The organism is Acholeplasma laidlawii PG-8A (assembly GCF_000018785.1).
GTDB lineage: Bacteria > Bacillota_I > Bacilli_A > Acholeplasmatales > Acholeplasmataceae > Acholeplasma > Acholeplasma laidlawii.
Map to the genome: position 1 here is coordinate 1,031,788 of NC_010163.1, position 15,141 is coordinate 1,046,928.

The following is a 15,141-nucleotide window of genomic DNA, read 5'->3' on the forward strand; positions in this document are numbered from 1 at the left end:
TCTACATTTGTTTCTTATAGTTGTTAATCATATTACGTGCTTCAGTAAATGATTGTTTACCAAATAGTTTATCAATTAAAGCAATAAGCTCATCTAATTCTTTTCTTAAGAATGGTAAGTTTAAGAACTCAAATTTACGTAATACTTTTCTAGTTATAATATAATCAAGACCATCTACCTCAGATTGTCCACAAGCAACGAATATTGGCACAAATGTATTGATTTGTTTCATAATACGGTTACCAAATGTAATTTGGAAATTTTGCGTAATGAACTCATCTATTTTTTTAAGATTTTCTAATGATTTTTGAGAAATCGGGTTCATTTTTACTGCTTCTTTAAATAATGCATCCATGTAATCATGTGTGACATGAATTGAATCTGTGAATGGTGCATCAATGTAATCTGCTCTTACAGATAATTCAATAGATGCAGCACGGTCATATACTTTATCTGTGATTGCAAATGTTGAGTCATCACGGTTAGCTGTACCTATGAACCAAATATTTGGTGGTAACAGTAGTTTTCCTTCTTTTAAGTGTATTGGATCACCTGGAACAGTATCTGATGTAATATCAATTTCCCATTCACTTGTATTTGGCATTTCCAATATAGATAAGAAGTCAGCAAAGTAGTATTCAACACGCGCTAAGTTCATCTCATCTAATACAATAAAGTTTAGGTCAGTACGGTAAGTGGCTTCATAAATAGATTTTAAGAAGTCAGTCTCATTAAATTTTTTGGTAAATTCATTTAGATATCCAATCATTTCTGCGCGATCACGCCATGATGGCTGCACAGAAATGATTGAAGTATCGTTATTAAAGAATTTCCCCATAGAATAAGGTAGAGACGTTTTACCAGTACCTGAGATCCCTTCTAAGATAATAATCTTTGAAGACCCCATACCTGCAAAAAATATTGAAACAATTTTTGGCGAATAAAATAATTTTAATTGTGATGCTGCAAAGTTAATAAATCTATCAACAAGTTGATTTAAGTTAAGCATATCTGACTCTGTCATGTTGGTTTGAAGTACTTGCATATGGTAAGTTTCATCCACTGCAATAAGCTTTGTAAAACGTGAAGTTTGTTCTTCTAACTTTTCATCCTCTTCCTCGTTTAACTTAGCTAATGTACCGGTTACACTACGACGATTCATAGGTAATCCTAGGTCACTTGATTTAAGTGTTAATATTGCATTTTTTTCATCAGTTACATCAATCAGTTTTTGATTAAGTTCTGTGATTTCAATTAAAAGATCGTCTTTAGAAACTTCCTTTTTCACGAATCTAAAATATCTACGCAATAGTACGATGATAAAGTAAGCTAGTGATACAATAAATATGAAATTGATGATTAGTATTAATATACCAATGATCCAGTCCAAAGCGTTAAAGTTCATGCTTGCATTTACAAATGAATCTAACATGTTCGATGGATTTACCCATAAAGCATAGTAGAATGCATTAAATATGGTTGCAAAGAATGATGCTACATACTCAAAAACAGTTTGGATGAATTCTATGTACCAAGTTGCAAACTCACTCATAATTGACCTTCTTATTTTATGTTAATAGTTTATTTTTTGTTGCTGTGTTTTTCTAATAATTCTTTTTCTAATTCTAAACGAAGTGCTTCTTTTTCAAGAGCATATTTTAATTCTAACTTTTCTTTGTTGCGTCTTAATATATATCTAATTAAGATAACAGCTTCAAATGTAAATAGAATAAACAGTGGTAAGATGACATAGAATACTAATCCGTTTGGCGTACGTATTTCTTGAATTGCACTACCAACACCAGACCAATGTCCTGTATATCTTCCTATAACATCATCTAGACTAGATGCTTCTAATTGCATATTAGGATCAAAGTTTGTACCATCAAATGAGCCGTACATACGTGCATTGACATCACCTTGAGTTACTACTGTGTCTCCTGTAATAGTTTTGATTCTATGGATGATATGTATACGTTGAACGTTATCATAAAATACAATGATTTGACCAACTTCTAAGTTTTGTTTTTGACTATCACTTAGAATATCTATAAATACTAGGGAGCCTGTATCAAAGTTGTCTTTCTCTTCACCTTCCATCGATCCAGATAGAATAGAAACGAAGCCTTTACCAAAAATATTCGGTAAATCTTTTTCGGTTCTAACTGTTAGGTTGGATATTGAAAAGAGTAATAACATTAAGAGTAATAGATAAAATACAACATTACCCACAATCCCTAAATACTTAAAGACTCGTTGTTTACTTGACATGTGATATACCTCGTTTTAATTTTATGATTATATCATACCACTTTTAATTTAATTTATGAAGAAAACCTTAATTGATTTCAAGGTTTTCTTCAATATAATCAATAATATTAAGCTGTTGCAGTAAAATTAAAGTTAACTGTTAAAACACCAGAAAGAATCGCGTTAAATGCTTCTTGATCCCAACCTTCAACCCAAACTCTAACTGTAATAGCTCCAACTTTTGCACTTGAACCACCAATTGCAGTTAATGATGATGTATCATAAGTATATCCTGAAATTACAGTTCCGTTCGGATTTAGTGCAGCAACAACTACAGTAAGTCCATTACCAGCTTGTTCTGTTGGTTTAAGAGCTAATGCAGCAGCAGCTGTATCAAAGTCGTTTTCAACAAGATCAGTATCCATGATAGCGTTATAGAATAAGATAGCTTCATTTGTAGCATAAGTTCCAAAACCTAGACTATTTGTGTCAGTACCAACACTTTGCTCAAAAATTGTTGATGTTGTAGTAGTAATCATATCTTGGAAACTTACTCTTGCTGCATTTGACACATAATCAAGGATTGGTGTATTTGCATCTGGAGCACCTGTTTGTCTAGTACCTGGTACATATATACCTGGAATCCAAGAAGTTTGTGTACCACTAAGTGTTAATGAATCTATAATGATATTATTTAGGTTTGCAGAACCTGCAAACAATAAGTCAAATTCAATGAATCCAGCAGTTGCAGCTGTACTAGATCCTAGATCATATAAAGCTATACCATCTTGTGATGTTAATGGAACAAATGTTACAGCACCTGCAGCTGTTTGCATTTCAGTAGTTGTTAAAGTGTTTTTCCAAGTAGTTCCATCAAGTGAAACATAGAAACCTTCTCCGGTTTGAACTGTACCTGTGAAAGCTTCAATAGTCGCTCTATTATTAATTGTGAACCATGCTAATACCCCTACGGATAAAGCCACGCCTGTTAGTACTAATGCTAGTACCGACATAACTAATTTATTTGTTAATGATTTCATTTTTTTCCTCTCCTTATTTAGGGAATTTTTTATTATTTATTTTTGTTACTTGGCTTTTAACCATTTATAACCTTATATTTTTATGATGCTTCAACATATCTGGCTGATCTTATATTTAAACTAATAAGTAGTTTATCATCTAGTATCGGATCAAATGCATCTGCATCCCATCCTTCTAGCCAAATATTAATTGTTGTCATACCTTGATAAATGTAAGTTCCATTATCTTCTGATATGAGTTGTAACTCTGCAAGTAAGCTTGTTTTATCTAGTGCTATATCATCTTGCAGTGGTGAAAATTTTGATAATTCATAGATTTCATTCGTTGGTGCTGGTGGTATTTGTAATTCAATACCTAAGCGCTTCATGAAATAATCATATGCTCCAAATACTTTTCCAAATCCTCGGTATCTATCTTCAGATACATCATATATGAATGATATATCAGGGTTTGGACTATCACTTGAAATTCTAACAGCATTTTTAGCATAATACAAACGATTTGTACCTGCAGGTATGATACCCATACCATCATGAAATGCGATTGGGTTGGTCCATCTATTACCTTTAGATGTAACATATGTACCTTTTAGAGTAGATGCTTCATCATATACAGGATCAATTTTATTTGATAGGTATATGAATTTTTGGTGTGCTCTTACATTTGGATTATCACTTGTTAATCTAAAATATAGATCAAAGGATATATAATCATCATTCTTAGTTGCCCTTTTAGTTAATTCATAAGGACCTTTGAAGAAGTTTTTACCATCTTGTGAAGTAATTGATGATAATACTGGGTTTTTACCAATAACATCCGATAACATCTTATTATCTATAGTTTTATGATAAGTAATACCATCTAGTGACAGTTGAATGTTATCGTCTAATGAAATACCTATTTCAATAGCCTCAATCATATTTGTCTTAGATATTGAAAACCATGCATATACTGTAGTAGATAGTGTAATTGTTACACACATAAACGATATAATGAGTAAATAAAATTTCTTATGCATTTTATTCACCTGTTACACTTAAGATCATATTTAACTTTAATGATCCTCCAAGTAACTCTTCTTCAGTATATTTACCTATTTTTGATGTTAAATATTCTTCCAAATATCCATCAATCCAAATAAATACTGTAACCTTTGAAACATCGCCTGCTTTGAGTTCAAATATATTTGAATCCACTGCAACCGAATTACTTCTAAACCTTAAGGATGAAACGTCATCTATTCTAAATGGTTGGAATTCATAGACATCTCTTACATCATCAACTACGACCATAATTCTTAAGTGTTCTTCAATATGATTATTTAATTCTTCAAACACTATTTTGTAGTTAATACGGTTTATTGTAGCTGTTTGATTCATGTTTTTAACATAAAATGTAAATGCTACAACTTCTCTATCTTTATCTAAAACATTTTTTAGATAATATCCATTTGTATTTAGCGCTTCTTGATAGTGAAATGCCATAATACCCGAATAAGATGCTTGATTGACAAACGCAGTACCTGGATACCTTAACACAGTTCTTGTATCTTTAAAATCTTCTGTTTCAGAGATTCTAATTGAGTGTCCACTAAAGTCATCAATCCTAACTGAGTAGTCTCCGGTATTTTGCCCATAAAACGATACAACACCTAATGTTAAGGATAGAAATCCAAATAACGGTATGAGCAGGAATATGAATTTAGATGTTCTGGTTGATCTTCTAATAGTGCTATTGATCCCCCAAAATTTAGTTGTCCTCATATACGCATCCTCGTTTTATTAAAACAAAAACCAATTGCTTACCCTAGATAAGTGCAACTGGCTGCCTAATATATAGGCCCTATAGTTTTGCGTCATTAGGTTACCCTAATTTTGCCAAAAACTTTACACATGCTTATTTTAGCATATAGATTAAATTTGTCAACAAATTGTACTTAAAACGTCTTATAAAGCAATAAAAACCAATTGCTATATAGCAACTGGCTATCCTAATTTGGACCCTGTAGTTTTGCGTCATTAAGTTACCCTAATTTTGCCTTTTTTATGATACGCTCATATTCTATCAAGTAATTTATTGCTTGTCAATAACTTTACATCATTATATTTATTTTTCTAATTCTTTTCTAGCTTTTAAAAATTGGGTAGTATCAACAACATTCATTGGTTTAGTTAAATGATACCCTTGACCATAGTCTACACCTTTTAGAGTTAACATCTCTACCATGGCTTGATCTTCAATACCTTCTGCAACAAGCATTAAAGACTTTTTCTTTACAAACTCAATAATCATATCTAAATACTTTCTAAAATTATAATTTTGTTCTAGTTTGAAGAAATCTTTGTTGAATTTAATCATGTCAATTTGGAATCTTTCAACCAAATCCATGACATCATAGTCAGTTGTAGATATATCTATAGCCAGTTTAAATCCCAGAGTTTTAATCTTTATTAGATTTCTTCTAAATACTTGATTATTCTTGTAAAGTGTAAAGTCAGGAATTTCTATTGCAATGTTTGATGCATCTTGACGATACTTTTCAACTAGTCGTTGAAAAATTGTAAATGTCATCTCATTTAAAATTTGTCTAGGTGAAACGTTAATATTAATTACAACATCATTAAGTCTTTGTTGACTTAAATCTACTAAGAGTTCAAGTGCTTGTTCAACTGCAATATTACCAATATCATCAAGTTCTCCTGTTTGCTCTGCAAGATGCAGGAACTTAGAAGGTGCTAATATCCCTTTTTTAGGATGATTCCATCGAAGTAATGCTTCTAGTCCATAAACTTTATTCATATCTTTTAAGTTGATGATAGGTTGATAATAATAAATGAACTCTTTATTATTTTTAGCATTTTTAAGTTCGTGAAATAAGTCTAAACTTTCTTTAGTTTGACTTAACTCCTCTGAATAATACTTAATGTCATTACCACCACTTCTTTTGACCATATAAAGAGCAATCTCAAGTGATTGGTATAATAAATCTAGATTTTCACCATGAAGCGGATAAGTAGCTATCGACATAGACACAGTTTTCTTTATTGTAACTTTGTCAAGAATTTGAATTTTCTTTTCTGCTTCTATCTTAATACTTTTTGCTAAATTATATATATTAGAGTGATCAAATGAAGCAGGTATATATAAATAGAAACGGTCAGGTTTTTCACCTCTAGCAATAACTGATTCTTCGGGTAGTGCACTATTAATGTGTTTTGAAATATAAGAAACGATAAATGTCTCTTCTTCTTTATTAAAAGTATCTACAATTTCTTGAAACTCATCTAAATCAACTAGCATTAAGGTAAAAGGATCATCTTTTTTCTTACGACGCTTAATAGCACGGTTAATCAATTGATTAAATACATCTATTGAAACAACCTCTTCAGATAATAGAAGTTTTTCATCTTTATATTTTCTAATCTCAATTTTAAGTAAAAAGAATAAACCTATAATAAGGCCTATAATAACAACTACTATACCGAACATCAAAAGTATATCGGTCATAAATTCACCTTCTTTTTTATAAACTCAAATGCTTCTTTTTCAGGAAGTGCTTGTGAAACATAAAAACCTTGAATAATAGCAGTTGATTCTTTCCTGATTTGTTCTACTTGTTTATCAGTTTCTACCCCTTCAATAATAACACCCATTTTAAGATTCTTACCTAAAGCAATCATTGTTTTTAAAATTTGTCTTGCTTTACTAGATGTTTCAATTTCATCAACAAATAATTTATCAATTTTTATGTTATCAATCGGTAGACGTTTAAGGTAGTTTAATGAAGAGTAGCCCGTACCAAAGTCATCAAGTTGGATTTTAAAATTAAGTTCTTTTAGTGCATTAAATTTTTCTACAATAACATCCATTTGTAAAATAAGTAGTGTTTCAGTAAGCTCAATTGCAATCCGACCTGGATCTACTTGGTACTTATCTTTTAAAGCAATCAGTTCATTAATAAAACCAGGTTGAAGTAATTGTCTTGGTGAAATATTAAATGAAACATCAATATCCATACCTTCTAAAGACTTCGCTATTCTAAAGACCTTATCATTAATCACTCGCCCTAAGTCGATGATTAAATTAGATTTTTCTGCTTGTCTAATATAGGTTGCAGGAGATTCTTTTATATATTTTGGATTATGCCAACGAAGCAGTAATTCAAAACCAACTACACGTTTTTCATGCAAGTCATATTGTGGTTGCATATACATTTGAAACTCATCGTTTTCTATACCTTTTCTAATATCTATTTCTAATTGGTTTGCTCTATTTCTTAAATCCAGATAGCGTTCTGTATATATCATTAAGTTATTTGTAGTAGATACGATTGCACGTTCATAAGTTACATCAACAGCATCTAGTATTTCTTTAGTTGATGCGTTAGTGATGGTACCTTTATTATGTACTATACCAATTAATAGTTCTAACTTTACTGGTAAATCGGGTAATAAAATCTTTGTATCAACTAACTCCATCATTTGTTTTGCCCAACCAACGGTTACATCATAATTAACATCTTTTTGTTGAAGTATGACAAACTCATGTTTTTCGATATGGAATAAATACATATTTGGATACATCTTAGACTGAAATAATTCAATTAATACTTTATTTACTTCTTGTGACTTTTGACGTCCAATGGATTTAGAAATTTCATCAAAAGACTTAATACCTATGACAATCAAACTAAAGCGATCTTTTCTATTAAGCGTTTCTATCATCTCTTCTAGTGCTAATTTATTTTTTAGTCCGCTATCTGGATGTGTTAAAGCTAAATCTTTATATTTATCTAATACATTTGAAGTACTATCAATAATTTCTCCTATGAGTTGATAGTTTCTTGCATACTTATTAACTAAAAATCTAACTCTTATTTTAGGGTCCAACTTATCACAATCCATATAAAATGGTTTATTTGTTTTCAATATGGTTGGCATATCTAACTTTTCACTGGTTAGATCAGTTAATAACTTAATTTCATGATGTTTTATTAGATTTAGAAATAATTTATTCATCTTACGTATTTGACCTAAACCACCAGCTTCTATCATGATAAGATCAGATCTTAGTGTTTTAGTAATCTTTTCAAACACAATATCATCATCAAAACGTCTTTTGACAACCATCAAACTAAATACTACAAAACTTGCAAGGATTAGTAGTCCTAGTGCTAGATAACTCCAAATAACTGGTACAAAAAGTACTAAATAGTCATATTGATCATCAACACTTAAGTAAATATAATCACTATCTATTTTAGAATAAGATAATACATATGTTTTAGAATCAAGCGTATAATTTAAAAATCCAAACTCGTTTTGGCTTAACTTGGTATCTAAGTTGCTATAAACTGATGTCGGAAAATAGTTTGAGCCAAATAGGTTTGTGTTATTTACTGCATCATTCGAATGGTATTTAACAATACCGTTAGAATTTAATACAAAACCTGTGTCACCAAAACTTAAACCCACCATTGCTAGCACTTCACTAAATGGTTTGTATGTTACTTGATTAAGTGTAGGATGCTTTAAGATTAGATAGGTTAGATTTGATGTTTCATCACTAAAGATATCAGATAATCGATTAATTTCATAATTGGATAGTTCACTTACAATTAAAGTGGATGGATCATAATCTTTTGTAGGCCATGTAAGCGTACCTGCACTATAACTTTCTGTTAACACATCGATTCTTGTGCTAAGTATGTCATATTCTATTTGGTGTGTTTCAAAAGAGATTCGATTAGCTTCATTTTTAAGGGTTGTGTCTAAGATGAAAATATAAAACAGGCTATATACAACAAGTAAAAAGCCTAAAATGATAAATAATCTTAACATGAAGTTTTTAGTTGATTTCGTCAATTTATTCTCCCACCAGTTAAAAATAAATACTAATTTTATATTCATTATACATGATTTTTGAAAAATCTTGATACACCCAATTAAAAACCATCTAAAATTATGATTTTAGATGGTTTAATTTACGAATGTTTAATTCGAATATATGCTACCTTATCTTCATTCTTAACTTCGAAGTCTTTAAATGTTTTAAAGAAGTTTAAAGCTTTTAGTTTAGAACCATAGTTTACAGGGTCAAAACCAGGGCTTTTCTTTCTTAGTTGGTCAGCGACTATACTCCAGTACGCCCAACCATCGTCTTCTAAGTTATCTTCAATAATTTTTTTAACTTCTTTAATAATTGTTTCCTTCTTAGGGATTAAAGAATTGCCATTTTTGTCTTTACGTTCTTTTTTAGGTTCTAACGCTTCTAGAATTTGGTCGATGTAGTAAAAACGCTCATAAGAATTAACTAATACTTCTGGAGTTTTTGACTCACCCATACCAATTAGATACATATTATCTTCTTTTAATCTAATAATTAATTTCGTAAAGTCAGAATCACTTGAGACGATACAAAATGCATTCACCTTATTAGAATAGAGAAGATCCATAGCATCAATAACTAACGTAAAGTCTGTAGCATTACCTTTGTTTGATAGGTTTGCATATTGTTGGACGAAGGTAAGGCTGAATTTTTCAGCCTTACTACGCCATGTTTTTAATCTTTCTTGACTCCAATCCCCATAAACTCGGGCATTGGTGATTTTTCCATGTTTGTTAGCTTCATTTATAATAATATCTAAATAAATTGGTGAGATATTATCTGCATCAATTAAGAGTGCAATCGTATAATCTCTATCTGTCCTCATCTATTTTGACCTATAAAGAACAGTGCAAGTGTACCATGTCCTGCATGAGCACCAATAACTGGTCCTAATGTATTAATTAAAAGAAACTCAACATCAAAGTGTTCTTTTATCATTTCAGCTAACTTATTTGCATCTTCAAGTGCATTTGCATGAGAGATGAATACTGTTTGTTTACCTGGTTTAGCAGTTTTTTGCATTTCCTCAAATAAGCCTTTAACTGCACGTTTACGTCCAATGGCTTTATGACGTGAGATGAGTTTCCCTTCATCTGAAACGTGTAGGATAGGTTTAATGTTTGCAACCGTTGCAATAAAACCTGCAACTTTTGAAACACGCCCACCTCGTACTAAATGAGATATATCATCTACTGTAAACCAATGAGCAACCGTAGGTGCTAACTTACTTGCGAATTCATAAGTTTCTTCAATGGTTAGTTTTTTATCCATCGACTCTTTTGCAGTTAAATAGACAATTAATCCTTCACCTAGTGAAGCTGCTTTAGTATCAAGTAGCATAATTTTTCTATCTTTAAATGTTTCTCTTAGTTCTTCTGCAGCAATTCTTGCGCTATTAAATGTACCTGATAATGCGGATGAGAATGCTAGAATTAAAACATCTTGTCCCGACTTTAAGATGGGTGTTAATTTTTCAACATACTCTTCAGGGTTTACCTGGGAAGTTGTTGGTTTTGCTCCATTTTTAAGTTTTTCAAAAAACTCTGTAGGGTCAAGTTCTCTATTATCTAAGTAGTTCATGTACTCTTTACCATCTAAATTAAATTTTAGCGGCATTACATGTAATTTTAGTTCTTGTGCGATATGTTCAGGTAAATCTGTTGTAGAGTCTGTTAAAATTATAAATTTTGACATTTTTATACCTCTAATACTTTCATTTTAAAATCTTTCGGAACTTTTTTTAAGGCTTCCATCAAATTGGGTTTTCTACAATCTAGATTATGACAATCACTAGCGACGATATCAACTAAACCCTTTTTGAAGTATTTTTGAGCTTGTTTTTTAAATTGTTTTCCATCTAAACCTAATATTGCTCCACTATTAACTTGAGTGATTGCCCCTAGTGATCTTATACGTTCTACATCAAACATATCTAGATATAAGTAGCGCTCAATGTGCGCTATAATTGGCGTAAATCCTTTTGCCACTAAGTTGTAAACAATATCGTGAATTGGTTCTTTATTTTGAACAGAAAATTCTATTAATAGATATTTTTCTTTGAAACCTTGAAAAACAAAGTTATGATACTCTTTTGATTTTTCTTGATTAAATTTAACTTCATATCCTAAGTAAAGCGTCATTTCTGGTAAATCTACTTCAACACGTTTTTTCAAATCAGCAAATAGTTTAACATATTCTTTTGACGAAACTTTTTGGCTACTATTATGTACATGTGGTGTAATAATAACCTTATTAACACCACTTTGTAGTTGATGTTTTAATACTGCAAGTGCTTCTTCATATGTTTGTACACCATCATCTACACCAGGTAAAATGTGTGTATGTATGTCCATCATATGCTTATGATTTTTCCTTATCAAGATCATCTTGTAGTGATGAATTATATCCATAACCATAGCCATATGTATAAGATAATAAATCACTATTTTTAACATCTACTTGTGTAAATGCTATCCCGATGATATTCACTTTGTTTTGTTTTAGAGTTTGGATTGCTTCATTAATTACTGTACGTTTCGTCTCGTTTTGAGCAACTATAAATAATACACCATCTGCTAATCTTGAAATATATAAGGCATCAGAAACTGCCATAGTTGGAGGTGAATCAAGTAAAACGTAATCAAATTCCGTTCTTAATCTAGCAATTAAATCCTTTAATTTTTGTGCTTCTAAGACGTTTACAACTGCAGTTGTACGTTCACCAGCAACAATATAGTGAACACTAAACTTCTCAGAATAGTTTATTAATGTCTTGTAGTCGATTTTACCAGTTAAGTAGTCTGTTACACCATTTTCATTAGGTGATCTAAAAATTCTATTAATCTTAGGTTTTCTTAAATCTAAATCTACAATAACAACTTTTTTTCCTTTTTTACCAATTAAATGGGCAACGTTAGAAATAAATGTGGTTTTACCAGCACCAGCTAGCGTTGAAGTAAATTGGACGACCTTAAAATTACCATCAACGTTGATATACTCTAAATTCACTAATGCCTTTTGGAAAGCTTCTGCAGTATAAGACATAGGTGATTCATACGTTACTAAGTGATCATATTCAGCAATACGCTCTTTTTGAAATAATTTACGTCTTCTCATTTTTTCTTCCCCTCTTTAATAAAAAACTCAGGAATAACACCAATGACTTGAATACCAGTACCTTGTTCAAGTTGCTCTTTGGTCATATAAGAGTTATTAAATAGGTGTTTTATAAATGCTAAGCCGATACCAATAATTGCACCACCCATTAAACCTACGATAATATATAATATTCTATTTGGTGAATCATCAACCGGATCACTTGCTGGTGATAACTCTATAAATGAGTCTTCAAACATTAAAATGTCATTTTCTATTAAAATTGTAGTTAATACTGACGTAATCACTTGTGTAAAATCAGCATTAGAGTGGCTATAACTAAATTTGATAATAAAAGATGTACTTGATGAAGCAACCGAAATATTACTAATAATGTCACGGTCTGACATCGAATCAAGTAGACTTTGATGTTCTACATTTGTGATTAAACTACGATATTCCTCAGTTCTTAGTTTTCTTACTATATGAGGACTTCTTGCAAATTCTGCTGCGGTATCAAGTAATCTTTGTGAATTGATTAAAGTATTAGAATCAACTCTTTCACTTGATACTGGTACTTGAACCAGTATTTCAGAAGTTGATTTATACCTATCTTCTACAAAACGACTTACATAAGCGAATGTAAGTACACCCAATAATAATGTGAAAAATGTAATCATGATCCAGTTTAATTTAATAATAGATATAATATCCATTAAACTTAGCCCAGACTCCTGATTTTCTTTATTTTCTAAATCCATATAAAAATCTCCCTTTTAAATTGCTCTATATAGTTAATTTATTATAGCACATTAGCTTAATTTTTTAAACAAATCAATTACTTGGTCAATATTTTGTTCAATCATTTTTAGTGAATCTACCCAGAATGATTTCTCTGTAATATCAATACCCATAGATGCTGCTACATCTTCTGCATCTGCCATTGTTGTTAATTTTAATAATTTATCATAGTTTTTAATGAATGCTTCTTTATCTTTTAAGTACTGAGCATATAAGCCTTTTCCGAATAAAAGGCCAAATGCATAAGGGAAGTTATAGAAGTTTAAACCTGCACTATAATAGTGTCCTTTAACTAACCACATGTATGGATGTAGGTTTTGATGATCTAAGCCATCTTGATATGCTTCTTTTTGAGCTTCTAACATCCAAGTTTTCATTTCATGTTTAGAAATTGGGCGGTTTGCACTTTCAAATACTTTTGATTCAAATAGGAAACGAGAAAGAATATCAATAATAACTTGTGTATCTCCTTGTAAGCCCATTTCTAAAATAGATAATTTTTCACTATCATCTTTCACACCTGAAAGTAGGAAATCATTCATAATAGCTTCACAGAAAATTGATGCAGTTTCTGCTAAAGGCATAGAGTAACTCCAATGAAGTGGTGCGTTATCAGAAATAATTTCACCGTGATAAGCATGTCCTAATTCATGAGCAAGTGTAGATACATTATCTAGTGCACCAGTAAAGTTTAATAATATTCTTGATTGACCAATTTGTGGTTGATTTGAACAAAATGCACCACCACGTTTACCCTTTTTAGGGTATACGTCAATCCAGTTTTTATCAAATGTTTTTTGTGCAAAGTTACCAAGTTTTGGTGAGAATGATGTAAATGCATTAAACACTAATGATTTAGCCTCATCATAGGTATATGTTTTATTTAAGTTGCCGACAGGAGCAAACATATCATACCAAGGTAGGCTACCTTTATGTCCTAGGTATTTTGATTTTGCTTTTAAGTAGTTTGCAAATCGAGGTCTAAAGTCCTTCATTGCAGATATCATTGCATCCAGTGTTTCTTTTTTCATGTTGGATTGATCAAGGGTCTTTTCTAAAGCAGATTCATAACCTCTTAATTCATTCATGGTATTTACTTCACGTTTGATGTTTGTTAATGCAAGTGCTACATAGTCATCTACTTTTTCGTAAGCCTCTAATTCTTTTTCATAGGCAAGTTTACGTAATTTTTGATCACTGTCATAAGCCATATTTCTAACGTCTGAAAAGGTTTTTTCTTCACCGTTAATTTCAATCATCATATTAGAAGTTGCAAGTGTTTGAATTTGACTCCAAGAACGAGAACTTAGTTCACTTAGTTTTGCATATAGTGATTCTTCTGCTTCACTTAATAAATGTTTAGCGCCGTCTTGGTCTTTCTTCAGGTTATATAAGTATTTATTAATAAGTTCAGACTTCGTTGCTAGTTCATCTAAATTGACAGTTGTTAAATATCTACTAAAGACAACACTTGGTTTTGTTAAACCTCTGTAAATTTGGCTTAATTTAGATAAATAGCCTAGTGCTTCATTATTAGATACATCCGTAGATGATGTAAGGGAAGCAAAACTTCCAATCGTACAACCTAATACAGTGATCTTTTCATCAAATTTAAGTGCTTCTTCAATATATTTAACATCATCTTTTACTTCACTTGTTAAATGTGCTGCCATCGCTTGAACTAAGTTGTCTAACTTAGTTAAATCATTTTTGAAGGTTTCATCAAAACCTTTATATAAATCGTTTAAATCCCAGTTGATTGCTTTCATGTTTTTTGTCCTTTTTATTTTATGGTGTTTGAATATTTAAATATGTAATACGCTCTTTTGACATGATGACATTATGACTATGTGTTAGTAGATTGTTTTGATCTTTTGTATAGATTTCTATCATACCATCTTCATAATCTTTCCATCGTTCGATTTCAACTTCTACATAGAGTCCATCACTAATTTCTATGTATGCGTAGTTATAGGTGTAATTTCCCCATCCCATATCTTGGTTACCACAAGCAACCAATAGAAATACAGATGTTAGTACTATAATAAGTGCTATTATTTTCTTCAT

Annotated in this window: 14 protein-coding genes and 2 riboswitches; all 14 genes read right to left on the reverse strand. The window is 30.9% G+C overall.

Annotated features, from left to right (window positions below; all coding sequences use genetic code 11):
• Window position 1: 1 nt before the first annotated feature.
• Window positions 2–1,552, reverse strand: coding sequence for a hypothetical protein (locus tag ACL_RS04990; protein WP_012242950.1), 1,551 nt, complete (start codon window positions 1,550–1,552; stop codon window positions 2–4).
• 29 nt (window positions 1,553–1,581) lie between these two features.
• Complete coding sequence (locus ACL_RS04995) at window positions 1,582–2,271, reverse strand: S24/S26 family peptidase (RefSeq protein ID WP_012242951.1); 690 nt, start codon at window positions 2,269–2,271, stop codon at window positions 1,582–1,584.
• 107 nt (window positions 2,272–2,378) lie between these two features.
• Window positions 2,379–3,290, reverse strand: coding sequence for a hypothetical protein (locus ACL_RS05000; RefSeq protein ID WP_012242952.1), 912 nt, complete (start codon window positions 3,288–3,290; stop codon window positions 2,379–2,381).
• An 80-nt stretch (window positions 3,291–3,370) separates the two neighbouring features.
• On the reverse strand, window positions 3,371–4,309 hold the full coding sequence (locus tag ACL_RS05005) for a hypothetical protein (RefSeq protein WP_012242953.1): 939 nt from the start codon (window positions 4,307–4,309) through the stop codon (window positions 3,371–3,373).
• Between the two features lies 1 nt (window position 4,310).
• Window positions 4,311–5,054 (reverse strand): hypothetical protein, encoded by a 744-nt coding sequence (locus ACL_RS05010; RefSeq protein ID WP_012242954.1) that lies wholly within the window; start codon window positions 5,052–5,054, stop codon window positions 4,311–4,313.
• A 49-nt stretch (window positions 5,055–5,103) separates the two neighbouring features.
• Window positions 5,104–5,180: riboswitch (cyclic di-GMP riboswitch) on the reverse strand.
• Window positions 5,181–5,264: 84 nt separating this feature from the next.
• Window positions 5,265–5,340, reverse strand: a riboswitch (cyclic di-GMP riboswitch).
• A gap of 57 nt (window positions 5,341–5,397) precedes the next feature.
• A complete protein-coding gene (locus ACL_RS05015) occupies window positions 5,398–6,798 on the reverse strand; it encodes a bifunctional diguanylate cyclase/phosphodiesterase (RefSeq protein WP_012242955.1) in 1,401 nt (466 codons plus the stop codon).
• Window positions 6,795–9,200 carry an EAL domain-containing protein gene (locus ACL_RS05020; RefSeq protein WP_012242956.1) on the reverse strand — a complete coding sequence of 802 codons (2,406 nt, stop codon included), beginning with the start codon at window positions 9,198–9,200 and terminating at the stop codon, window positions 6,795–6,797. The genes ACL_RS05015 and ACL_RS05020 overlap by 4 nt, the downstream gene beginning before the upstream one ends.
• Before the next feature lie 74 nt (window positions 9,201–9,274).
• Window positions 9,275–10,003, reverse strand: a complete 729-nt coding sequence (locus tag ACL_RS05025; RefSeq protein WP_012242957.1) for an NYN domain-containing protein — start codon at window positions 10,001–10,003, stop codon at window positions 9,275–9,277.
• Window positions 10,000–10,872, reverse strand: a complete 873-nt coding sequence (locus ACL_RS05030; protein WP_012242958.1) for a DegV family protein — start codon at window positions 10,870–10,872, stop codon at window positions 10,000–10,002. Before ACL_RS05030 ends, ACL_RS05025 begins: the two co-directional genes overlap by 4 nt.
• 2 nt (window positions 10,873–10,874) lie before the next feature.
• Window positions 10,875–11,534, reverse strand: coding sequence for a tyrosine-protein phosphatase (locus ACL_RS05035; RefSeq protein ID WP_012242959.1), 660 nt, complete (start codon window positions 11,532–11,534; stop codon window positions 10,875–10,877).
• 4 nt (window positions 11,535–11,538) lie between these two features.
• On the reverse strand, window positions 11,539–12,294 hold the full coding sequence (locus ACL_RS05040) for a CpsD/CapB family tyrosine-protein kinase (protein ID WP_012242960.1): 756 nt from the start codon (window positions 12,292–12,294) through the stop codon (window positions 11,539–11,541).
• Entirely contained in the window at window positions 12,291–13,034 is a 744-nt protein-coding gene (locus tag ACL_RS05045) for a YveK family protein (protein WP_012242961.1), read from the reverse strand. The genes ACL_RS05040 and ACL_RS05045 overlap by 4 nt, the downstream gene beginning before the upstream one ends.
• 51 nt (window positions 13,035–13,085) lie before the next feature.
• On the reverse strand, window positions 13,086–14,843 hold the full coding sequence (locus ACL_RS05050; protein ID WP_012242962.1) for a M3 family oligoendopeptidase: 1,758 nt from the start codon (window positions 14,841–14,843) through the stop codon (window positions 13,086–13,088).
• Between the two features lie 19 nt (window positions 14,844–14,862).
• Window positions 14,863–15,141 carry an LptM family lipoprotein gene (locus ACL_RS05055; RefSeq protein WP_012242963.1) on the reverse strand — a complete coding sequence of 93 codons (279 nt, stop codon included), beginning with the start codon at window positions 15,139–15,141 and terminating at the stop codon, window positions 14,863–14,865.